The following is a 20,544-nucleotide window of genomic DNA, read 5'->3' as shown; positions in this document are numbered from 1 at the left end:
CGGCGGGGGGGGGGGGGGGGGCGGGGGGGGGGGGGGTGGGGGCGCGCCCCCGCCCCCCACAGCCGGCAGCTGGTTCACAGCAGTCGGATTAGCGCCGCTGCCGCCGCCCCCACAATCACCACCAGCAGAAACGGCAGCCGCAGCATCAAGGCGACCGCCGCGGCCAACAGCGCGCCAATGCGCGCATCGAAGGCCAGCCCCTGCCCGGCTGAAACCGTGTTCATAGCCGTCAACGAGGCCAGCAGGCCTATCGTCAGGCAGCCTGCAACGCGGTTCATGCGCGGCGATTCCAACCAGCGCACCGGCACCAGGTAACCGGTGAACTTGATCGCCCAAGCGGCGGCGCAGCCCAAGATGATCCACGCCCACAGCGTCATGGTGCCGACTCCTGCTCGACCTTGGGCGCAACATCAGGCTCCAGCCCTTCATCCGCCGGGCCCCTGCCAAACCAACCCCAAACCGCGGCCACCGCAGCAGCCAAAAGAATCGGCACACCCGGCGGTACCCGTGGCAGCGCCAGCACCGTCACCAACGCGCAGACCGCCGCAATCGCCACCGGCTCACGCGAACGCAGGCGTGGCCACAGCAAACCGAGGAAGGCGGCGACGGCGGCGCCATCCAATCCCCATTGGCGCGGATCACCCAGCGCATCACCAAGCAGCGCCCCGACCAGAGTGAAGAGATTCCAGCACAGGTAAACACCCAGCCCAGCCACCCAGAAACCGCGACGCTGCTCCTGCGGGTCGGTCTGGCTGGCTGCAGTAGCCGCCGATTCATCGATGGTGACCTGCGCCGCCAGCGGCCTCAGCCAACCGCGCGGGCGTAGCATGCGGTTGATCTGCGCCCCATACACCGCGTTGCGGATGCCCAGCAGCGTAGCCGCGCCAAACGCCGCGGCGCCTGCGCCGCCAGCGCCGATCACGCCGATGAAGGCGAACTGCGAGCCACCGGTGAACATCAACAGGCTCAGCGCGGCGGTCTGCGCCACGCTGAAACCCGATGCCACCGCCAGCGCACCAAACGAAATGCCATACAGGCCAGTCGCAATCGCTATCGAAACGCCGATGCGTACAGCGGGCGTAATGCGCCCGGCCATGGCCATCAGGCGCGTCCGCGTGCTTGTTCGGCCGCCGCGACAAATACCACGTCGGTGGACGAGTTCAAGGCGGTTTCAGCCGAGTCCTGCACCACGCCGACAATGAAACCGACACCGACCACCTGCATGGCGATCTCATTGGGAATGCCGAACAGGCCGCAGGCCAACGGAATCAGCAACAGCGAACCACCGGGCACGCCGGACGCACCGCAGGCGCCAATGGCTGCAACCACACTGAGCAGCAGCGCAGTCGGCAGGTCCACCGCGTAGCCCAAGGTGTGCACCGCCGCCAGCGTCAGCACCGAGATGGTGATCGCCGCACCGGCCATGTTGATGGTCGCGCCCAGCGGCACCGCTACAGAATAGGTGTCCTCATGCAGACCGAGCTTGCGGCACAGCTCCATGTTGACCGGAATATTGGCCGCCGAGGAACGGGTGAAGAACGCGGTGATGCCACTCTCGCGCAGGCAGCGCAGCACCAGCGGATAGGGGTTGCGGCGGGTAACCACGGCCACGATCAGCGGGTTGCCGAAGAAGGCCATGAACAGCATCGCGCCAATCAGCACGGCCAACAGATGCAGGTAGTCCTTCAATGCGCCGAGACCGGACTCGGCCAACAGCGAGGCAACGATACCGAACACGCCCAGCGGTGCCAGCTTGATCACCAGCCGCACTACCCAGGTGACGGCATCGGAGAAATCACCCACCAGAGTGCGGGTGGTCTGGCTGGCGTGGCGCAGCGCCAGGCCCAGGCCAACCGCCCAGGCCAGCAAACCGATGTAGTTCGCGTTGAGCAGCGCGTGCACCGGGTTGTCGACGATCTGCATCAGCAAGGTCTTGAGCACCTCGCCAATACCGCCCGGCGCGCTCATGCCGGTCTCGACGGCCTTCAGCGTCAACGTACTGGGGAACAGGAAACTGGCTGCCACGCCAACCATGGCCGCGGCCAGGGTGCCGATCACGTACAGGAACAGGATCATCCGGATATGGGTCTTCTGCCCCTGCTGATGATTGGCGATGGAGGCGGTGACCAGCACCAGCACCAGAATCGGCGCGACGGCCTTCAGCGCGGAAATGAATACCGTGCCGAGCAGGCCAACGGCGGTCGCCCCGGCTGGCCAGACCATCGCCAGCACGATGCCGGCAATCAGGCCAATGACAATCTGCAGCACCAGACTGGGCGCTCGGAAAGGGGAAGAACGTTCGGTCATTACAGGGCTCGCGGCAAACGCAAACCCCGATTCTCGCCCACCGGAGCCGTCCCCCGCACCCCCGGAACGTCATGGAATCAGGACAAACTGCCGCCAAGCCACGAACACGGCTAGGATGCGCGCATGGAGAACAAGCACCGCCCCAGACGCCTGCTGCGATTCCTGGCCTATCTGCTGGCCGTGGTACTGCTGCTGATCGGTAGCGGCCTGCTGCTGGGTGATCACCTCACCCCGAAGGCAGTCGGCACGCCTTCCCAGGCCCTGCCACTGCAGGCACAGCAGACCCTGATCGACCGCCAACTGCAGCCTTTGCTGGCCGAGCACCCGGGCAAAAGCGGTGCGGTGTATCTGTCTGATGGGCTCGAGGCCTACGCCGCGCGCGCCATCATCACCCGCCAGGCCGGGCGCAGCCTGGACCTGCAGTACTACATGTGGCACGACGATCTGCTCGGCCACCTGCTAGCGCATGACGTTTACCAGGCCGCCGAACGTGGCGTGCGCGTACGCCTGCTGCTGGACGACATGAATGCTGCCGGGCTGGACCCGCAGATGCTGGCGCTGGACCAGCATCCCAACATCGAGATCCGCCTGTACAACCCCTTCCGCAACCGCGACGGTCTGTGGCGATTGGTCGAGATGGTGCAGCGGGTTTTCAGCATCAACCACCGCATGCACAACAAGGCGTGGATCGCTGACGGCCGCGTTGCCATCGTTGGCGGCCGCAATATCGGCGCCGAATATTTCGACGCCCGACCGGACGTGAACTTCCGCGATCTGGATCTGCTGCTGGCCGGCCCGGTCGCCAACGATGCCAGCAGCATCTTCGACGACTTCTGGAACAGCGACGCGGTGGTTCCGATCGCCGCCCTGCATCAAAGCACCGACCAGCAGATGGCCAACTTCATCAGCCAGGCCGAGCTGGACGCACGCCAACAGGAAGCCGCGCCCTACCTGCAGCGAGTACGCGCTCACCTCACCGATGCCTATCTCAGCAAGCAGTTGGACCTGCATTGGACCGACGGCGTAAGGATCCGCTCCGACCCGCCACGCAAGCCCAGTGGCGGCGACAGCAGCCAATGGCTGGTCACCCGGCTGGTCGAGGTGCTGAGCAGCGCCAAACACAAATCACTGCTGATCTCGCCCTACTTCGTGCCCGGTGCGGTTGGCACCAAGGGTCTGATCCAGCAGGCCGAGAACGGCGTGCAGGTTGGCATCATCACCAATTCGCTGGCAGCCAACGACGTGCCCGCCGTGCACAGCGGCTATATGCACTACCGGCGCCCGTTGCTGGCCGGCGGCGTGCAGCTGTACGAACTCAAAGCCCGTGGCCACATCGAGAAGGCATCCACCTTCGGCAGCAGCGGTGCCAGCCTGCACACCAAGGCCTTCGTGGTGGACGATCGCCGCGGCTTCGTCGGCTCGTTCAACCTCGACCCGCGCTCGGCCTACCTCAATACCGAAATGGGCGCACTGTTCGATGACCCGATACTGGCCGCACGCCTGCGCGAGGAATACCTGCGCCTGTCCAGTGCTGAGTTGAGTTACTGGGTGTATCTCAACAAGGATCACGAGCTGCGCTGGTTGGACCGTGCCAGCACGCCGCCGATCAGCCTGCGCACAGAACCGGACACCGGACTGATGCAGCGCGCCAGCACCCAGGTGATCAGCTGGTTGCCACTGGAGTCGCAGCTCTAGCCCGAGCAGTCGACATTGCGGGGCGATGCCCTACCAGACATCCGGGCACAGACACGGCGCGCCGTATCCCGGCGCTGCCCGCCTCACTCCAATGTGCCGTCTGCCTGCGTCATTCGCTTCCACAACCATGCCGCCACGTGTTCGGGCATTTGGCTGGCGAGCGCCGCATTGGCCTCCACCTCGCTCATCAGGCCCTGCGCATGCAGCATCGCTGCGCTCGCGGCCAGCTGCCCGATCTGCAGCGAACGTGCCAAACCAGCAGCAGCGGGCGCGTTCACCTGCTTGAGCGCCTGCACGATCGGCGCTGACAACTTCCAATGCCCGGCAATCCGCACCGCGGTCGGTGCGCTGCAACGCTCCAATACTTCCAACAAGGTGCCCGGCTCACGTACCCGCAGCGGCGGCCGCGCCAGCACATCGGCGGCGGCCTGCATTGCCATTGCCGCGCTCAGGCCCAGCAGTAGACCAGCCAGCTGGGCAGCGAAGCCATCCTCGCGTTCCACGCTGCGCGCGTGGTCGGCAGCAGCCAGCGATACCCGCAAGGTGTACTCCCAGAGCAAGCGCGAGAACTCCGCGTCAACGCCGCTGGCCGACTCCATGACCGGCTGCACCAACGCGGCGGAAATGATCTGACGGATACCATCGTTGCCGATCAGCGTCACTGCCCGCTCGATGCTTTGGATGTCCTGCCGTTGCAGGCGATACAGGGAACTGTTGGCGATACGCAACAGCGTTGCCGCCAGTACCGCATCACTACCAATAATGCGGGCGATGGAGCGCGACGAGGCAGTACTGTCATTCACACTCTGGATCAGCTGTGGCAGCAGGTTCGGCCGACGCGGCGTATAGCGCGAGGACATGTCCGCACGACTCAATGCCGCGATCACATCGTCCACCACCGCCCGCTGTACGCGCAGCGCATCGGCAGGCGTATCGGCGGCGCCCAGCGCGCTGAGCAGAAAGCGACGCTGCAGATCATCAACGCTGACGACGACCGCAGCATCCTCGACTGGCGCTGCGCCAGCCAACGGCGGCACACGGAGCCGCCGTTGCGGACGTGCAGCATCGCCATTGCGCCGCTGCCAGAGCCAAACCAAGCCTCCGGCAACTACTGCTGCAAACACCGCCGAGATAATCACCATGACAAGTACAAAATGGCCCACACGGAAAGCTGCCTTGTATATCGGCCAGCGCGCACATTTCTTTAGCCCGCTCCGCCTTGTACGCAGAAATGTGTATGCCACCGCTGCCACGCCGATTTCAACTTGTTCGCCGTTCCGGCGTTGCAGGAAGAACCCAAAAAACGGCGGCCACGACATATTCAACTAGAAATAAACAAATCGATAAAGCCAGCAGACCCTCATCATCGGCACCCGCCAACACAACACCAAATACCGGATTTCCGCGCATGGTCAGCACCCAGCCATCAGGCGTTGAGCAAACACAGACAACCCAAAAGAACGCCTCAGTTTCACTCGCTAAACAAAATTTAGATTCAACGGTTGAGCAGACCAAAATCCCGCCACTGCAATCAACAGACAGTTCGCATTGAGCATCAAATCTGTGAATAACAGCACACGCAAATGGCGATTTTCCTGATTGCCAGTACCTTTGACACTGCTATGTTCAATTACAGCTTCTGCAATGACATTCAGTTTCAATCATAAAACCTCAACCTCTCCAGCCGCAGGCACGAAAGCAACATGAGCCTGAGAACCAATTACACACAACCAAAAATACGGAATGAACACCTCCACGCGACCAAGCTGGCCGATAAATCGGTCGGCAGCTTCGAGGTCAATGACGCCTGATTTTTTCAAAGAAAATTCCTGTCTCAACGCAATCACGCCGAGACTGACCCAGTACCAGGCGAGCAAATACGCGCCTACCGAAACGCAAGCTTCATACAAAAGCACACGCATCCCGCAACGATCGCAATACCTCACCGACATCGACAGCATTGCGATGGACAAGTGGTCAGCCCTTTCGTACCCCGTCAGCGGGCAGAACCTGCCCGCCAATGACGGCTTTGTCTTCAACTAGAGGGAGGACGGATATGTCGACGCCCCAAGCAACACCGGCAAAAGAACCCAATCGCTACATGGTGCCGGCATTGGAGAGAGGCCTGAACATGTTGCTGCTGTTTGGACGGCAACGTGGCGAACTGAGCTTCACCCAGGTCTGTCAGCGCACCGGCATGCCCAAGGCCTCGGTCTACCGTGCCGTACAGACGCTGGAACAGATGCGCTTCCTGGATCGCAACAGCGCAAGTGGTGGCTACAACCTCGGCATCAGCATTCTGCGTCTTGGCTTTGACTATCTGTCATCGATGGACATCGTGCAGATCGGGCAACCCGTCATTCAACGGTTACGTGACACCACCAGCCACTCAGCCCAGCTGAGCGTGCTGGACGGACGCGAAGTCGTCTATGTTGCCCATGCCAGCGCCATCGGCGAACTCCCTTCAGGCGTCAGCGTCGGCGCACGCCGACCCGCACATTGCACCGCGACTGGTCGCGTGCTGTTGATGGCGATGCCCGAGCAGGAATTGAGTTCGCTGTACCCGGAACCGGCATTTGCACTCACCTCCGAACAGGGGCCAAAAACACCAAATGAGCTGTTCGAGCTGCTGGGTGACGACAGTGCGCGCGGCCATGCCATCAGCGAATCGTTCTACCAACCCGGAGTCTCGACCGTGGCCTACCCGTTGCGTGACGGTGACGGCAACGTACTGGCCTCGATCAGCATCATGGTCCCGCGTTCGGTATTGCCAGCAGATATGAAAGCATCGCTGAGCGCACAGGTAGGGAAAGCCGCGCGCGAGATCGAAGGCTTCCTGCAGGCGTCATGAGCACCTTCCAGCACATCCCCTGTGCCATCTGCTGATGCCGGAAACGTCGGCCGCCGCGATTGCTTGGCCCTACGTCTCCAGCTCAGCTGCCAGCGCGCGGCTGAGCTGGGACCATCAGCGCGGATCAATCCGCCGGGGGATGCCTCACTTTTCCTGCTTGTGCAGACGCACGCCCATCGGGCCTTGCAAAGAGCCATCCTCATTGATGGTGAAATCGACCGACTCTGCTTCGGTGCCTGGCACTGCAACCTTCAGCATATTGCCATCGCGGGCATAGCGGGTCTGCTGCGATTTTCCCAGCATTTCAACCGTTACCTTGCCATCGGAATCAAAGGTATAACTCAGCGTTCCCACGTCATCGTTCCAGGTGCCGCTCAGGCCCTGGCTGCAGGCGGCCAACAAAGTTGCCATCGCAACGATCAGCAGTTTTTTCATCCACAACTCCCAGTAACAGCGCAGACCGCCACAGCGGTGTATCCGCAAGCATTCTGGCACACGCAAAATCACGCTAGGCTGGCGGCTTCTGCCATGGAGCCGGACGCAATGGGTCGCATTCTGCTGTCGCTATGTCTACTGGGTATGCTCATGGGCTGCAACAGCCTGCCCTCAACCACCAACAACGCACCGGCCACGGGGCAGTTCGTCGCACGACAGCTCGAATTCGAGGGCCGCCAATTCCGTTACCAGGTGTTTGTGCCCGCCACTACCGCCACCTCGCCTGGCGCGCGGCCACTGGTGCTGTTCCTGCACGGCTCCGGCGAGCGCGGCGATGACGGACTCAAACCTACCTTGGCCGGGATTGGTCCCTGGCTCACCCAGAACATGGACACCTTCCCGGCACTGGTGGTGTTCCCGCAGGTTCCTGAGGGTGAAGAATGGCGTGGCCGCAACGCACGCATGGCGTTGGCGGTCCTGGACGCGGCCAGCAAGGAGTTCGCCGCCGATCCACGACGCATCTATCTGACCGGCATCTCGATGGGTGGCTATGGCAGCTGGGAGCTGGCCCTGACCCGGCCCAGCCAATTCGCCGCAATGGTGCCGATCTGCGGCGCACTTAGAGCGCCGCGTGCAGACCGGCCCGGACTGATGGTCGACCAGGTGGCCAATGCTGCCGACCCCTATCACAGCGCCGTCAGCCGCCTGCGCGATGTACCCACCTGGATATTCCACGGCGCCCTCGATGCGCTGGTGCCGACCACCGACGATCGCGCAATCGCCGCTGCCAGCCAGCAGTTGGGGGCAGGCTTCCGCTACACCGAGTACCCGGATGTCCAGCACAACGCCTGGGATCCCACCTATCGCAACCCGGCAATGTGGGAATGGATGTGGAGCCAGAAGCGCCCCTGACAGTGGAATCAATATCGCTTGCCAGAAGGACCACGAATGACTCCATCTGCGCCGTTTGCTGCCTTGGCAGACGACGCGGGAACCCTGGTAGTCGACGCGATGCGATAGCGTGACCGCAATCACGCATCGAATGCTGCCGCCTACACCCGCCCTGCACGGCTTGAATTGGACAGTGGGGACCAGTACTCAGCCCTCCCTTCTGGCTCCAGCCGTACTTTCCAACCGTACCGGGTTCGTGCCATAACAGCGCCACCCCGCCCGCGGCAGCCACTTGGGGGCGGCTGCCAACTGCACTACGCCGCAACGGCAACCGGAGACTGAGGCTTGGCAACTACCGCATCGGCAGCGCTTGAGCAGTTGCCGCGTACCCGTGGTCTCCACTCCCGACTGCATCTGTTGATCCTTGCCACCCTGCTGCCGCTGCTGGTGATCGGTGCCTTCGCCGTCTGGAACGCTGCCCGCGACTACCGCCACAGCTCCGAGCAACGCCTGCAGGAAACCGCCACCGCACTGGCACGCGGGGTCGATCAAGGCATCGAAGACAACGTCAACCAGCTGCGTCTATTGTCATTGCTGGCACCGCAACTGCAGGAAACCGCCCCGGAGCTGCGGGCATGGGCACGCGAAAATCCGGACATCCGGCTGATCCAGGACAACAGCGAGCAGGCCCGTACGTTGCCGCCGGGCTTGCTGGACGACGCCCGCCGCGAAGACAAGGTAAAGGTCTCGGACCTGTTCACCAACGCCATCACCAATACCCCGGAAGTGGCCATCGCCCTGCCTTTCGGCGATGCCGACAATGTCCGTGTGCTGACCATGGTGCAACCCTCCAATCGCCTGATCGCCAGCATCATGGGTACCGGGAACGACCAACAACTGCTGGCTGCGGTGGTCGACAACAATGGCGTCATCGCTGCGCGATCACTGTCACCGGAACGTTACATCGGCAAGCAGGTGCCCGACTGGAGGGTGCTGCAACGCAGCGGCGGCAAGCAAGGGCTGTTCGATGCCAGCAGCAACGAGGGCACGCCGGTGATCTTCGCCTTCCACAGGCTGCAGGCGGCGCCGGGCTGGACCTTGGTGGTTGGAGAACCACAACAGAGCTTCCAGGCCCGTTGGCAACAACCGCTGCTGGGGATCATTTTCGGCGGCATCGTCGCTGCGGTGATCGCCCTGCTCTGGGCCAACGCCGTTGCCCGCAGCATCCTGCTGCCGATCCGGGCTTTGGCCCAGCGCAGTCACAGCGTCGCCGACAATGTCGCCACCCTGCCCGACCCGCACCCCTCCCGCATCCGCGAAGTTCGCAGCCTGCAGAGCAGCCTCAGCGGCACCGTCGATGCATTGAAGAAGAGCGCCGATGAAGCGCGCGACCTGGCCCGTGACCTCAAAGCCAGTGAGCAGCGTTACCGCGCCGTCGCCGAAGCCGGCGCACTGGTGCTTTGGCAATCTGACCGCAATGGAACGGTGCTCTCGGCCACCGGTTGGCGCGAGCTGACCGGGCAACCCGATGACCATGCACTGGGCAAAGGCTGGTTGCGACGGGTCAACGAAGACGACCTGCCACAGATAGAGATCGCACTGGAGCAGAGTTTCACCGCCACCAACGCCGCCTCACTGGACGTGGAGTTCCGCGTGCTTGACCTGGACGGCAAGTGGCGCTGGCTGCGCGCACGCGGCGCCCGCATCGGCCACAGCCTGAGCAGTTGGGCCGGCGTGCTGGAGGACGTGGACGCGCGGCGCCAGGCACAGGCGCGTATTGCCTACCTGGCACAGCACGATCCGCTCACCTCGCTGCCAAATCGCAACATGTTGTTCGAGAAGCTCGACCAGGCCCTGATCGCCGCACGCCGCGGCCACCACAGTGCCCTGCTGCTGCTCGACCTGGACCGTTTCAAGGAGGTCAATGACAGCCTCGGCCATCCCACCGGCGACCGACTGCTGCAGGAAGTCGCCCAGCGCATCCTCGGCTGCGTACGCGGCAACGACCTGGTCGCACGACTGGGCGGCGACGAATTCGCCATCCTGATGGCACCCGAGAGCCGCGCGCCCGAGGCAGCATTGTCCTTGGCTGCACGGTTGGTGGAGGAACTGGGCCGCAGCGTCGAACTGGAGAACCACCAGTTCGCGATCAGCACCAGCGTCGGCATCGTCCTTATCGACAACCAAGCCAACGCCGCCGACACCTTGATGCGCAATGCCGATCTCGCGCTGTACCGGGCCAAGGACGAAGGCCGAGGCTGCTATCGCTTCTTCGAGGCGGAGATGGACACCCGCATGCAGCGCCGCCGGCAACTGGAGACCGAATTGCGCGCGGCCCTGCAACAGCAGCAGTTTGAACTGCACTACCAGCCGTTGGTGGACCTGAGGCTGCGTCAGGTAGCCGGCTTTGAAGCGCTGCTGCGCTGGAACCACCCGCAACGTGGCCTGCTCGAACCCAGTGAGTTCCTGGCCTTGGCCGAAGATATCGGCATGATGCTGCCGCTGGGCGCATGGGTGCTGCGCCAGGCCGCACAGGATGCCAGCCAGTGGCCGCAGCAGATGAAGATCGCGGTGAACCTGTCGGTATCGCAGCTGGCCCAGCCCACCTTGGCCGAAGGCGTCGAGCAGGTATTGGCAGCAACCGGCCTGGCGCCAGCAAGGCTGGAACTGGAGATCACCGAAAACGCATTGATCGCCAACATCGAGGCGGCATCGGCACAGCTGCTGCGACTGAAGATGGCCGGCGTGTCGATCGTGATGGATGACTTCGGCACCGGCTATTCCTCGCTCGGCTACCTGCGTGCGTTCCCGTTCGACAAGGTCAAGATCGACAAGTCCTTCGTCCGCGACCTGGGCGAACAAAGCCAGGGCAGTGCCATCATCGGCGCGGTATCGCACCTATGCGAAAAGCTGGGCATCAGCACCACCATCGAAGGTGTCGAAACCCAGGCGCAGCTGGACCAACTGAAGGAAGAGCACTGTGCCGAGGGCCAGGGCTATGTGTTTGGACGCCCAATGCCGTTGGCAAAGGTGGAGGACTTCATCCTCCAGTGGCCGGCACGCTGGAACCCGGCCACGTAGCCGCTAACGCATGCGGGGTCGTAGCCCGGGTATCACCCGGGCACGCCCAACCTGTCCGGATGAAGCCTGGCCTCAATTGACCCCACGGATCGCCAAGGTCAAGGCCAGCACGCTCAGGATCACCGCGATGGTGCCGTCCAGAATGCGCCAGGTGGACGGTTTGGTGAACAACGGTGCCAACATCCGTGCGCCCAGGCCCTGCACCGTCAACCACACGCCGCTGGCGGTCACCACGCCGATGGCAAAGGCCATGCGCGATTCACCGAAGTTGTCAGCGATCGAGCCAATCACCATCATGTCCAGCCAGAAATGCGGGTTGATGATGGAGAAACCAGCCGCTGCCATCAGCGCCGTGCGCAGCGACTGCTCACCGTTGTCATCCAGGTTCATGCCGCCGCCGCCCACCACTGCGCGCCGAGCCGACTGCGCCGCGTACCAGGTCAGGAAGGCAACACCGCCCCACAGCAGCACGGTGGTCAGCCATGGCAACTGCGCGGTCAGCTGACGCAGGCCAGCCACGCTGGCCATGATGAACACCGCGTCGATGGCAAAACACGTCGCAATGATCGGAATCACGTGCTGGCGCATGATGCCCTGACGCAGGATGAACGCACTCTGCGCGCCGACGATGGCGAACAGACCGATACCGATACCGGCACCACTGAGCCAGGCACTGCCGGCAGCTTGGGCGGAAATAACCGAAAACATGAGGAAAAACCTTGTAACTGGGGGAAGGACGTAGCGGGAAAACCCACCGGTTACGTCCGGACGCAGCAATTGTCGCAATGCAGCACGGAAAAGTAGAGCTAAACTTCGTTAACCATCATTAGCAAAACTTAATATGCGCATCGATCACTCCCAGTTGCGGGCGCTGGCCGCCGTCATCCGCGAAGGCAGCTTCGAACGCGCGGCGCTATCACTGAACGTCACCGCCTCGGCGGTATCGCAGCGGATCAAGGCATTGGAGGACAGGGTCGGCAAACTGCTGATCAAGCGCACCATCCCTACCGAGGCAACACTGGAAGGCCAGGTGCTGGTACAGCTGGCCGAACAGACCGCCCTGCTCGAGCGCGATGCCTTCGAGCGGATCGGCCTCAGCGATGCCGAGCTGCCTCGGGCCAGCATCCCGGTGGCAGTCAACCACGACAGCATGGAAACCTGGTTCCCCGAGGCCGTGGAGGCGTTCTCGCAGACCACCTCCACCACCCTGGACCTGCACACCGAAGACCAGGACCACACCGTTGCCCTGTTGCGCCAGGGCGCGGTGATGGGTGCGGTCACCACCTTGTCCGAGCCGGTACAGGGCTGCCAGATCCATGCACTGGGCAGCATGCGCTACGCCGCCACCTGTACACCCGAGTTCCATGCCCGCCACTTCGCCAAGGGCGTGACCGCACAGGCGCTGGCGCAGGCACCGGTGTTGGTGTTCAACCGCAAGGACGATATGCAGGCCCGTTACGCCCGGCGCCTGGCCGGTGTGGAGCAGGCGCACAACGCGCCAACCTGGTGGATCCCCTCCACCCGCGCCTTCGTCCACGCCAACCTCGGCGGACTGGGCTGGACCATGAATCCGCTGCCGCTGGTGCGTCGGCACCTGGAGAGCGGGCGCCTGGTCTACGTCAAGGCGCGCGCCTGGGAGGACGTGCCGTTGTACTGGCAACACTGGAAGGGCGAGGTCAAAACCATGGCCTTGCTGACCCGCGCCATCCTGCAGGCCTCCACCATGCTCATACGCAAGCGCAAATAACCCTGCCGCTGGTGCTGCACTGCAAGTTTCCCTAAAGGACACTGCCTGCCCCGGCAGCCCAGGCGGATGCTGCGTGAATCACCACGCACACCTACCGGAGCTGTCAGATGTCGAACACGCGATCTGTCCCCGTCATTTGCTCATGGCTGTTCAGCGCCTTGGCCGCGCCGCTGGCAGGCGCCATGCTGATGCTGGCACCTTCCAGCGCCAAGGCATTGGAGTGCGGCAGCAACAACGGTTACACCTGCACCGGCACGGCGAACCAATACGCTGGCGGGTTCAATCCCGGTGTCGGCCAGGGCGGCTTTGGCGGCGGCAGCTGTGTCGCCAGCAAGACACCGGTGGTGTTCATTCCCGGTAATGGCGACAGCGCCATCAGCTTCGACATGCCCGCCGGCGCGGTGGCCGGCTACAGCACCCCGCCGCGCTCGATCTATGCCGAACTGAAGGCTGCCGGCTACAACGACTGCGAACTGTTCGGCATCACCTACCTCAGCGCCAGCGAGCGCGCGGCGCCGCAGTACAACTACCACGCACCGGCCACCTATCAGACGATCAAGACCTTCATCGACAAGGTCAAGGCCTATACCGGCAAGAGCCAGGTGGACATCGTCACCCACTCGCTGGGCGCGACCATGGCCCTGGCCTCGATCAAGTACAACGCCAATCAAGGCAGCGTGCGCCGCTTCATCAACATCGCTGGCGGATTGCGCGGCCTGCAGACCTGCCGCAGCACCGGTTATCAATCGACCCTGGCACCCACCTGCAACGCCGAGGCCTATGTCTTCCCGTACAACTACTACACCTTCGGCCTGTACCCGAGCACCGGCGTTGCCTACTACGGCTACAACCGCTGGACCGGCAGTGGCAGCGGCAGCCTACGCACGTTCCCAGCCACGTACACCGGCATCCGCTTCTACACCATCACCGCCGGCTCGCGTGACCAGGTGCATTGCTTCACCACCAGCTACAGCGCCGGCTGTGCCGATGGCGCACTGTTCAACAGCGCCACCAATGTCTACGCGCAGATCGACATCGGCGCAGGCAGCAGCGCCTACAGCTTCGACTGGGATTGGAGCGACGGCAGCCCTTACAACTTCGGCGGTGGTGACACCAGCAGCGGCGTCGGCCATTTCCGCTCGAAGAACAATGCTGGGCTGATCGTGCGCAACATGCTGACCACTGACTGCACCAGCAATTGTGCAGCCGGCTACAGCGGGGTGTATGGGCCGGCGGTCAATCGCTGAACCCTGTGCTCAATTGAAGTACATCGACACGCCGACACCGCCTTGCCAATCGGTGGTATCGGCATCCAGCCCGCGCAGGAACGATGCATCCAACTGCACGCGCGGGCTCACCATCCAGGTCACCCCGGCACCGGCCGCACGCATATGCTGCGCGCCGGTGCCATAGCCGGCTTCGACATAGGCCGACAACTGCGGCCGCAAGGCGAAACCATAGCTGGGCGAGAACAACCAGCCATTGCCACCGTCGCCCCATTGCCGGTCGATGTAGAACGCCAGGCTGCTGTCGCGCGGCAGCGCCCATGCCACCGTCATGCCCAGGTCGTAGTCATGCCCCGCATCACCCAGCGGCGCCCTGCCCCAAGGCAGGCTGGCCCCTGCTTTGAATGCCATTGACAGCTGTTCGTTGGCCAGCGCTGGCGCCCATTTGAGTGCCGCGCTGCCGTCACCGCCGCCGCTGTCCTGTACGCGAGTACCGGGACCGCGCTGCCGCAGCCCGCTCCAGCTATCTGCGCCGAGCTGCAACTCCAGCGTATCGGCAAGCCCAACGCGCAACAGCGTGTCTGCGGTCCATGTGGTGGTGGTCAAGCCATCGCTGCGATCACGGCTGGCATCGGGCAAGCCCTGCTCCCAGACAACGACGTGCTTGCCGACCGTACTGGTTGAAAAGCCAATGCCTGGACGGTCGAACTCCGGCGCGTCTTCGGCCTGGGCCTGACCATTGGCCAAAGCGAGCACTGCAAGCAGCAGGGGCGAGGTTTTCATGCCCGCCATGTTCCATACGTGGCTGGGTGGCGATGTGAAAGATCATGGCTGCTACCGGCATGGCAGAGAGCGCAACAGTGCGCGATGGTCCGTTCGGGCTGTTGCAGCGTGCGCCTCCCGGGTGCGCTTCGCTTACCCGGGCTACGGATGCTCCGGGTAGGTCCCCTTGGTTGGCGGCGAGGCCACAAATGAAAAGCCCACCCGCTTGCGCCGGGTGGGCTTTCATCAAACCTGCCGAGCCAAAACCTCAGCGATGCACCAGCGCGTAATCCAGAGCGCCGATCACCGCCGCCACCTGGGCATCATTGCACTGCTGCGGGGTCGCCTTGGCACTGTCCGGATAGACTTCAGTGGTGGTCGTGTAGCGCGCACCGCTGACACTGGCGCACAGGCCCAGGGCCTTGAGCGGGTACTCGATCACGCCTTCGGCAACCACCTTGGAACCGATGATCTCACCACGCTCGTCGGCCGGGGCCAGATGAGTCACCTTGACTACTTCGGCATTCACCGCCTGCTGGAACTGCGGCTGGCGGTTCTCGGTGTCATCCACCAGATAGAAGCCGTCAGGAATCTCGCCCGGCTCGAACGGCTTGCCGTCGCGCGCGGCCAGCGCCGGACGGAACTCGGTTTCGTCGGTGTCGGTGGTTTCGTGCAGGTCGATATGCATCAGCACACGCCCCTGCACAGGGGCAACCAAGGCCATCAGCGCCGCCGATTCCTGTGCCGGGCTGTTGTCCACGAAAGAGCGGTTCGGGTCCAACGCCAAGGCATTCCAACGCTGGATACGCTCATAACCCCACGGACTGACGCAGGGGGCGACCAGCAGGTTGCAGCGGCCAGCATAGCTGTCCGCATGCTGGTCGACGAACTGCAGCGCGCCCTGCACGCCGCTGGTCTCATAGCCGTGCACGCCGCCAGTGACCAACATCACCGGCAAGGCCTCGTCCCAGCCCTGGCTGCGGATCGCAAACAGCGGGTAGCGACCCGACGGGTAATCCAGCTCGCCGTATTGCGTCACCTCAAACCGATCACGCAGCGCGTCGATCTTGACCAGCACTTCTTCGGCATAGCTGCGCTGCACTTTCTGCTGGGCCAGCCACTGTGCGCGCTCCGGTGCCCCCCAGGCCTGGCCGGGGGTACCAATGGGATAGAAAGCGGCATCAATGCTCATGCGCAGGTCTCTTCAATACGGATGTTGGCGCGCACTTTACACCTATGCTGCCTTGACTTCAGGCGCGCGCGAAGTTTGTGGGTGCGGCGTAGGCCGCGAAGCTCCCTCATCATCGGGCAGCAAAAAACTGGTGTTTCAGCGATGCCGGCTTCGCGGCTTACGCCGCTGCCACAACAGAATCCACGGGGTTCCCGCGAAACCCAACGGGACCGATCAGGCCTTGCCCTCAAGCAGACGCGCGATATCCGCATCCTTCTGCAGCCACAAGCCATTCATCCATTGCTGGAACTGGGCACGGAAGTTGCGATCTTCCTGGTAATTGCGGCCGATGAACTCGGCAGGGATCGGCAGCTTGCGTACCAGCACCTTCACTTCCGGCAGACGATTGGCCATCAGGTCCATCATTGAGGGGATGCCCTTGGGATAGACGATGGTCACATCGAGCAAGGCATGCAGGCCCTTGCCCATCGCGTCCAGTACGAAGGCCACACCGCCGGACTTTGGCTTGAGCAGGTGCTTGAACGGCGAGGTCTGCGCTGCGTGCTTGGCAGCCGTGAAGCGGGTGCCTTCGACGAAGTTCATCACCGACACCGGAATGCTGGCGAACTTCTCGCAGGCCTTGCGGGTCACTTCCATGTCGCGCCGCCCCAGCTCCGGGTTCTTGGCGATCTGCTTGCGGCTATAGCGGCCCATGAAGGGGAAATCCAGCGCCCACCAGGCCAGGCCCAGCACCGGCACCCAGAACAGCGAGCGCTTCAGGAAGAAGCGCAGCAGCGGGATGCGGCGATTGAACGCCTTCTGCAGCACCAGGATGTCCACCCAGCTCTGGTGGTTGGCCAGCACCAGGTAGTGCCCATCGCGGTCCAGTCCCTCGGTTCCGCTGACAGTGAAACGGGTCGCGGTAAAGGCATGGATCATTGCGCTGTTCACCGCGATCCAGCTTTCAGCCAGCCCGGTCAGCAGCGGATTGCAGGCCCGGCGCACCGACTTCAGCGGCAGCACCGCCTTGAACAGCGCGACCACGAACAACGGCAGGCAATGGGCCAGCGTATTGATCACGATCAACGGGAAAATCAGAGCAACGCGCAACCACACCATGGAGTAACCGCGGGGAACAACCCCAGAACCCAAAGAAGCACAGGGTAGCAAAACCGTCGCGTCAGGTTTCATCCCGAACGGTTGGCAGGACCCGGCAACATCGCTCAACGCACGGCATTCACCGCCATTTCCGCCCCGGCAGCAGCCGATATCGAGGCGCTCACCGGCGTGGAATCCCCCTCCGGCAGCTGCATCCGGCAGACGCCGCAGATTGGCCTGCCCCCGAACCCGATTGCCTGCATCGACCAAGTGCGGGTTGCCCGTCCGAAGCCTGAGCCGCATGTTCTTGCGCAAGCACTGCTCGATGGCGTGCTCGATTCCCGCCTCAAGCGCCCTCAACTGCCGTAGCGAATGCCTGCTGGGAGGCCGTGGCAGTTCCCACGGTCGGCCGCCCGGCACATCAGTCAGCCGCGTCAACGAATCCAACAGACAGTGGCGAGCGCGCCATTGGCTACCCGTATTCAGCGCTTGTCCGCCGCCGACGGCCGGCCCCCTCCCCTGTCCCCCGAGCTTCTGCGCGTCGGCCAGAGTGGGTCGCGCCCTGACATACGCAGTAATCTGGACGCGGCATAATTCCAGCCTTCGTATTTGTCGTATTGCCCATGCCCTTCAAGTTGCCACTGCTCGGCGAAGTCCTGGATCTGCTGCCCGACGCGGTATGCATGGTTGCCCCCGATGGCGAGTTGCTGATGGTCAATGCCGCTTTCGAGACCATCTTCGGTTACACCCCCGCCGAGGCCAAAGGCCGGCAGATCATGGACCTGGTGCATCCGGAGGACCGCGCCGCCACCGAGCAGTCGGCACTGGACGTGATGGCTGGCCGGCCACGCTCCAACTTCCGCAACCGCTACATCCGCAAGGATGGCAGCGTGGTCGACATCCAATGGTCGGCCAAATGGCTGCCGGAATACGGCATCCGCATCGGCGTCGGCCATGAGGTAACCGCCCTGCGTGGCATCGAACGACAGCTGGAGCACCTGGCCAGCCACGACGCATTGACCGGCCTGCCCAACCGCTACCACCTGCGGCGCGAGCTGGAAGCGGCACTGGAGCGCGCCACGCGCGATGGCAGCGGGCTTGCGCTGCTCTACATCGATCTGGATGGTTTCAAGGCTGCCAACGACCACTACGGGCATGAAGCCGGCGACCGCCTGCTGCGTGATGCCGCCCGCCAACTACGCGACGGCCTGCGGCAGAACGACCTGATAGCCCGCGTCGGCGGCGACGAGTTCGTTGCCGTGCTGCCGGCCTGCGCCAGCCCCAGTGATGCCCTGAACATCGCTACTGCCCTGCGTGCGCGGCTGGCCCTGCTGCAGAGCCTGGGCAGCGATACCCCGCAGATAGACGCCAGCGTCGGCGTGGCCTGCTTCCCCGCCGACGGCAATGACGCAGATGCCCTGCTGCGCCATGCCGATGCCGCCATGTATGCCGCCAAGGCGAAGAAGCGCCTTGCCAACTCTGCCGCGGATCGCGCCTCCAACCCGATTTCCTGATCCAGGCGGCGCTTCCCAGGCCAAAGATGACCCCGAAAAGTTCCAACAGCCATCCGGTCCAAGACTGAGCGCTGTCCCGCTGCGACAAGCACGGCATCACCAGAACCAATTCCATCTACGGAATGGACTCTGCTTGCAAACGTCGCTGGACTTTACTGGACCGACTGGACCGAGATCTGGGCGCTGGCTGTCCGATTTCCCAACTCGATGATCTCGTCGGCATTCAGGTTGGCAACCTTGTCTTTTATCCTGGCAATGCCAAGGCGCTGCAGCTCAGGATTGCCCGCCACCTCATACGCCGAATTCACCCCGGCCAGATTGATCTGAAGCATGGCCACCAGCAGTTTCTGCTTTTTCGCGGGAGTGACTGATTCAGTCATTCTGTTCCAGCTGGACTCAGCTGCGGCATCCGAAGACGCATCCAGGCGAATGGGCTCTTTGGCGCAGGCGATACCTATAGCCAGAACGCTGATGATGAGAACAGCAAGAAAGCGATGTTTCACAATGATCCTCCTTGACGATTGGCATGACGCCCATTCTGCACTACGCGGCTACTTCCAAGGCACTTCACCCTTGGCAACCTTGGCGCTGAGCTCCAATGATGCATCGCCTTGCAAGCCCGGGTAGCGCTGCTTCATCGCCGCAATCAGCGCGCTTGAATCCTTGGCCTTTGCCGCTTCCTCGTCGAAGGCACGGATGTAGTTGGCGGTGAACTCAACCGCCGCCAGGTCCTGTGGCGCACCTTCGGCATAGTGGCCGGGAATCACCCGCGCCGGCGCCAGGTCCTTGATCTGCTGCAGCGCGGCCAGCCAATCCTGATGCGACTGCGGCGTCTGCGTATCGGCCATGAACACATGCGAACCGGCATCCACCAGTACCCCGCCCATCACCGTACTGATCGATGGCACCCACAAGGCCGTGCGCTGCGGGCTGGCGCCGTCCAGGCCGATCACCTTCAACTCCTGCCCCTCCAACTGCAAGCTGTTGCCCTGCAGGGGGGAAGGCACCAGCAACTGTTTGGGCGCATTGGCACCCAGCTTTGGCCCCCATATCTTCAGCTTCTCATCCTTGCTTGCCTGGATATGCGCGATGGTCTGAGGGGTGGCCAGGATCTGCGCATCGGGGAAAGCGGCGTGCAGGGTCTCCAGGCCGAAGTAGTAGTCCGGATCACCGTGGCTGATGTAGATCGTGGTCAGCTTCTTGCCCGATGCCTTGATCATCTCGACCAGTTTGGCCGCATCAGCCCTGGAGAACTGCGCATCGACCAGCACCGCGTCAGTTGCACCTGTGAGCAGCTCGGAAGACACCGCGAAGATACCGCTGTCGCCCGGGTTGAACACCTCTACCTTGAGCACCTGCTGGGCGGTTTGCGGGAGATCATCCATTGCTGGCGTCGCTACCGCCGGAGCCGACGTTGCGGGGCCATCGGCTGTCGACTGCTTCCCGCAGCCTGCCAACGCCACCGTCAGTGCCAACACTGCTGCCGATGCTGTGTACCGCATGCTTCTGCTGCTCATTACGCTGCTCCAGAAAACCAAAGACAGGGATTCATTGTGCGCGGTGCATCCAGCCAACGGCGCACGACCACGCTTCGGTGCCGATGCTGGCAAGATTCCTGTTATTGGCATGTTAACGAGTAGCTCTGAAAAAACGCGGACTGCACCCTGCCCGCGCTGACAACCATTCGGCATATCGATCACATGGCTGTATGCCCGACTCGGAGACACAGTCCGCATGCGATCATCTGCCGTCCCCCAATGCTGCCG

Annotated in this window: 22 protein-coding genes; 8 read left to right on the top strand and 14 right to left on the bottom strand. The window is 63.1% G+C overall.

Translation table 11 applies throughout. From position 1 onward, the window contains the following. Positions 1-74 precede the first annotated feature (74 nt). Genes ACVOMF_RS05570 through sstT form a run of 3 tightly spaced genes read right to left on the bottom strand, consistent with a single transcriptional unit; the run spans position 75 to position 2,307 of the window. The gene (locus ACVOMF_RS05570) at positions 75-377 is read right to left on the bottom strand and encodes an AzlD domain-containing protein (protein ID WP_481508378.1); all 303 of its coding nucleotides are present in this window, start codon (positions 375-377) and stop codon (positions 75-77) included. After that, positions 374-1,102, bottom strand: a complete 729-nt coding sequence (locus ACVOMF_RS05565) for an AzlC family ABC transporter permease (protein WP_481508377.1) — start codon at positions 1,100-1,102, stop codon at positions 374-376. The genes ACVOMF_RS05570 and ACVOMF_RS05565 overlap by 4 nt, the downstream gene beginning before the upstream one ends. Beyond that, the gene (sstT, locus tag ACVOMF_RS05560) at positions 1,102-2,307 is read right to left on the bottom strand and encodes a serine/threonine transporter SstT (protein ID WP_481508376.1); all 1,206 of its coding nucleotides are present in this window, start codon (positions 2,305-2,307) and stop codon (positions 1,102-1,104) included. Before sstT ends, ACVOMF_RS05565 begins: the two co-directional genes overlap by 1 nt. A 123-nt stretch (positions 2,308-2,430) precedes the next feature. On the opposite strand from sstT, the gene ACVOMF_RS05555 reads away from it, so the two are divergent. Further along, positions 2,431-4,002, top strand: a complete 1,572-nt coding sequence (locus tag ACVOMF_RS05555; protein ID WP_481508375.1) for a phospholipase D family protein — start codon at positions 2,431-2,433, stop codon at positions 4,000-4,002. A gap of 83 nt (positions 4,003-4,085) precedes the next feature. Here the strand turns inward: ACVOMF_RS05555 and ACVOMF_RS05550 are convergent, their stop codons facing one another. The 4 genes from ACVOMF_RS05550 to ACVOMF_RS05535 all read right to left on the bottom strand — a co-directional run bounded on the left by ACVOMF_RS05550 (position 4,086) and on the right by ACVOMF_RS05535 (position 5,975). Beyond that, positions 4,086-5,144 carry an HDOD domain-containing protein gene (locus ACVOMF_RS05550; protein WP_481508374.1) on the bottom strand — a complete coding sequence of 353 codons (1,059 nt, stop codon included), beginning with the start codon at positions 5,142-5,144 and terminating at the stop codon, positions 4,086-4,088. Between the two features lie 118 nt (positions 5,145-5,262). Next, positions 5,263-5,421, bottom strand: a complete 159-nt coding sequence (locus ACVOMF_RS05545; protein ID WP_481508373.1) for a hypothetical protein — start codon at positions 5,419-5,421, stop codon at positions 5,263-5,265. Positions 5,422-5,480: 59 nt separating this feature from the next. Next, positions 5,481-5,663, bottom strand: a complete 183-nt coding sequence (locus ACVOMF_RS05540; protein ID WP_481508372.1) for a hypothetical protein — start codon at positions 5,661-5,663, stop codon at positions 5,481-5,483. After that, positions 5,664-5,975, bottom strand: a complete 312-nt coding sequence (locus tag ACVOMF_RS05535; RefSeq protein WP_481508371.1) for a hypothetical protein — start codon at positions 5,973-5,975, stop codon at positions 5,664-5,666. 83 nt (positions 5,976-6,058) lie between these two features. Between ACVOMF_RS05535 and ACVOMF_RS05530 the strand changes: the two genes are divergently transcribed. Then, positions 6,059-6,853 carry an IclR family transcriptional regulator gene (locus tag ACVOMF_RS05530; RefSeq protein ID WP_481508370.1) on the top strand — a complete coding sequence of 265 codons (795 nt, stop codon included), beginning with the start codon at positions 6,059-6,061 and terminating at the stop codon, positions 6,851-6,853. Positions 6,854-6,997: 144 nt separating this feature from the next. Here ACVOMF_RS05530 and ACVOMF_RS05525 read toward each other — a convergent pair whose 3' ends face one another. Continuing rightward, entirely contained in the window at positions 6,998-7,288 is a 291-nt protein-coding gene (locus ACVOMF_RS05525; RefSeq protein WP_481508369.1) for a hypothetical protein, read from the bottom strand. Positions 7,289-7,396: 108 nt separating this feature from the next. On the opposite strand from ACVOMF_RS05525, the gene ACVOMF_RS05520 reads away from it, so the two are divergent. Together ACVOMF_RS05520 and ACVOMF_RS05515 are read left to right on the top strand one after the other, a co-directional pair. Continuing rightward, positions 7,397-8,200, top strand: a complete 804-nt coding sequence (locus ACVOMF_RS05520; protein WP_481508368.1) for a carboxylesterase family protein — start codon at positions 7,397-7,399, stop codon at positions 8,198-8,200. A gap of 324 nt (positions 8,201-8,524) precedes the next feature. Next, positions 8,525-11,260, top strand: a complete 2,736-nt coding sequence (locus tag ACVOMF_RS05515) for a bifunctional diguanylate cyclase/phosphodiesterase (protein ID WP_481508367.1) — start codon at positions 8,525-8,527, stop codon at positions 11,258-11,260. Between the two features lie 72 nt (positions 11,261-11,332). On the opposite strand, the gene ACVOMF_RS05510 is transcribed toward ACVOMF_RS05515, so the two are convergent. Then, positions 11,333-11,968 carry a LysE/ArgO family amino acid transporter gene (locus ACVOMF_RS05510; RefSeq protein ID WP_481508366.1) on the bottom strand — a complete coding sequence of 212 codons (636 nt, stop codon included), beginning with the start codon at positions 11,966-11,968 and terminating at the stop codon, positions 11,333-11,335. Between the two features lie 133 nt (positions 11,969-12,101). Here ACVOMF_RS05510 and ACVOMF_RS05505 point away from each other — a divergent pair, with 133 nt between their 5' ends. Further along, the gene (locus tag ACVOMF_RS05505) at positions 12,102-13,007 is read left to right on the top strand and encodes a LysR family transcriptional regulator ArgP (protein WP_481508365.1); all 906 of its coding nucleotides are present in this window, start codon (positions 12,102-12,104) and stop codon (positions 13,005-13,007) included. Between the two features lie 107 nt (positions 13,008-13,114). Then, on the top strand, positions 13,115-14,254 hold the full coding sequence (phaZ7, locus tag ACVOMF_RS05500) for an extracellular native short-chain-length polyhydroxyalkanoate depolymerase PhaZ7 (RefSeq protein ID WP_481508364.1): 1,140 nt from the start codon (positions 13,115-13,117) through the stop codon (positions 14,252-14,254). A gap of 9 nt (positions 14,255-14,263) precedes the next feature. On the opposite strand, the gene ACVOMF_RS05495 is transcribed toward phaZ7, so the two are convergent. The 3 genes from ACVOMF_RS05495 to ACVOMF_RS05485 form a co-directional block, all read right to left on the bottom strand. Beyond that, positions 14,264-15,016 (bottom strand): transporter, encoded by a 753-nt coding sequence (locus ACVOMF_RS05495; RefSeq protein WP_481508363.1) that lies wholly within the window; start codon positions 15,014-15,016, stop codon positions 14,264-14,266. 247 nt (positions 15,017-15,263) lie between these two features. After that, entirely contained in the window at positions 15,264-16,187 is a 924-nt protein-coding gene (locus ACVOMF_RS05490) for a M14 family metallopeptidase (RefSeq protein ID WP_481508362.1), read from the bottom strand. A 213-nt stretch (positions 16,188-16,400) separates the two neighbouring features. Next, positions 16,401-17,285 (bottom strand): acyltransferase, encoded by an 885-nt coding sequence (locus tag ACVOMF_RS05485; protein WP_481508361.1) that lies wholly within the window; start codon positions 17,283-17,285, stop codon positions 16,401-16,403. 81 nt (positions 17,286-17,366) lie between these two features. Here ACVOMF_RS05485 and ACVOMF_RS05480 point away from each other — a divergent pair, with 81 nt between their 5' ends. Beyond that, the gene (locus tag ACVOMF_RS05480) at positions 17,367-17,633 is read left to right on the top strand and encodes a hypothetical protein (protein ID WP_481508360.1); all 267 of its coding nucleotides are present in this window, start codon (positions 17,367-17,369) and stop codon (positions 17,631-17,633) included. 254 nt (positions 17,634-17,887) lie between these two features. Continuing rightward, positions 17,888-18,778, top strand: a complete 891-nt coding sequence (locus ACVOMF_RS05475; protein WP_481508359.1) for a diguanylate cyclase domain-containing protein — start codon at positions 17,888-17,890, stop codon at positions 18,776-18,778. Between the two features lie 152 nt (positions 18,779-18,930). Here the strand turns inward: ACVOMF_RS05475 and ACVOMF_RS05470 are convergent, their stop codons facing one another. Both ACVOMF_RS05470 and ACVOMF_RS05465 read right to left on the bottom strand, forming a co-directional pair. Further along, positions 18,931-19,281, bottom strand: coding sequence for a hypothetical protein (locus ACVOMF_RS05470; protein WP_481508358.1), 351 nt, complete (start codon positions 19,279-19,281; stop codon positions 18,931-18,933). A 48-nt stretch (positions 19,282-19,329) separates the two neighbouring features. Then, positions 19,330-20,280 (bottom strand): MBL fold metallo-hydrolase, encoded by a 951-nt coding sequence (locus ACVOMF_RS05465; protein ID WP_481508357.1) that lies wholly within the window; start codon positions 20,278-20,280, stop codon positions 19,330-19,332. Between the last annotated feature and the right edge of the window lie 264 nt (positions 20,281-20,544).

This window comes from Stenotrophomonas sp. STEN022, assembly GCF_056760155.1.
Note: the sequence above shows the minus strand (reverse complement) of the source record. Positions and strands in the feature narration are given on the sequence as shown.

Excerpts from the sequence above, each read along its gene's own strand:
- ACVOMF_RS05570 (WP_481508378.1), bottom strand. The coding sequence starts at position 377 with ATGACGCTGTGGGCGTGGATCATCTTGGGCTGCGCCGCCGCTTGGGCG.
- ACVOMF_RS05565 (WP_481508377.1), bottom strand. The coding sequence starts at position 1,102 with ATGGCCATGGCCGGGCGCATTACGCCCGCTGTACGCATCGGCGTTTCG.
- sstT (WP_481508376.1), bottom strand. The coding sequence starts at position 2,307 with ATGACCGAACGTTCTTCCCCTTTCCGAGCGCCCAGTCTGGTGCTGCAG.
- ACVOMF_RS05555 (WP_481508375.1), top strand. The coding sequence starts at position 2,431 with ATGGAGAACAAGCACCGCCCCAGACGCCTGCTGCGATTCCTGGCCTAT.
- ACVOMF_RS05550 (WP_481508374.1), bottom strand. The coding sequence starts at position 5,144 with ATGGTGATTATCTCGGCGGTGTTTGCAGCAGTAGTTGCCGGAGGCTTG.
- ACVOMF_RS05530 (WP_481508370.1), top strand. The coding sequence starts at position 6,059 with ATGTCGACGCCCCAAGCAACACCGGCAAAAGAACCCAATCGCTACATG.
- ACVOMF_RS05525 (WP_481508369.1), bottom strand. The coding sequence starts at position 7,288 with ATGAAAAAACTGCTGATCGTTGCGATGGCAACTTTGTTGGCCGCCTGC.
- ACVOMF_RS05520 (WP_481508368.1), top strand. The coding sequence starts at position 7,397 with ATGGGTCGCATTCTGCTGTCGCTATGTCTACTGGGTATGCTCATGGGC.
- ACVOMF_RS05510 (WP_481508366.1), bottom strand. The coding sequence starts at position 11,968 with ATGTTTTCGGTTATTTCCGCCCAAGCTGCCGGCAGTGCCTGGCTCAGT.
- ACVOMF_RS05505 (WP_481508365.1), top strand. The coding sequence starts at position 12,102 with ATGCGCATCGATCACTCCCAGTTGCGGGCGCTGGCCGCCGTCATCCGC.
- phaZ7 (WP_481508364.1), top strand. The coding sequence starts at position 13,115 with ATGTCGAACACGCGATCTGTCCCCGTCATTTGCTCATGGCTGTTCAGC.
- ACVOMF_RS05495 (WP_481508363.1), bottom strand. The coding sequence starts at position 15,016 with ATGAAAACCTCGCCCCTGCTGCTTGCAGTGCTCGCTTTGGCCAATGGT.
- ACVOMF_RS05490 (WP_481508362.1), bottom strand. The coding sequence starts at position 16,187 with ATGAGCATTGATGCCGCTTTCTATCCCATTGGTACCCCCGGCCAGGCC.
- ACVOMF_RS05485 (WP_481508361.1), bottom strand. The coding sequence starts at position 17,285 with ATGGTGTGGTTGCGCGTTGCTCTGATTTTCCCGTTGATCGTGATCAAT.
- ACVOMF_RS05475 (WP_481508359.1), top strand. The coding sequence starts at position 17,888 with ATGCCCTTCAAGTTGCCACTGCTCGGCGAAGTCCTGGATCTGCTGCCC.
- ACVOMF_RS05465 (WP_481508357.1), bottom strand. The coding sequence starts at position 20,280 with ATGCGGTACACAGCATCGGCAGCAGTGTTGGCACTGACGGTGGCGTTG.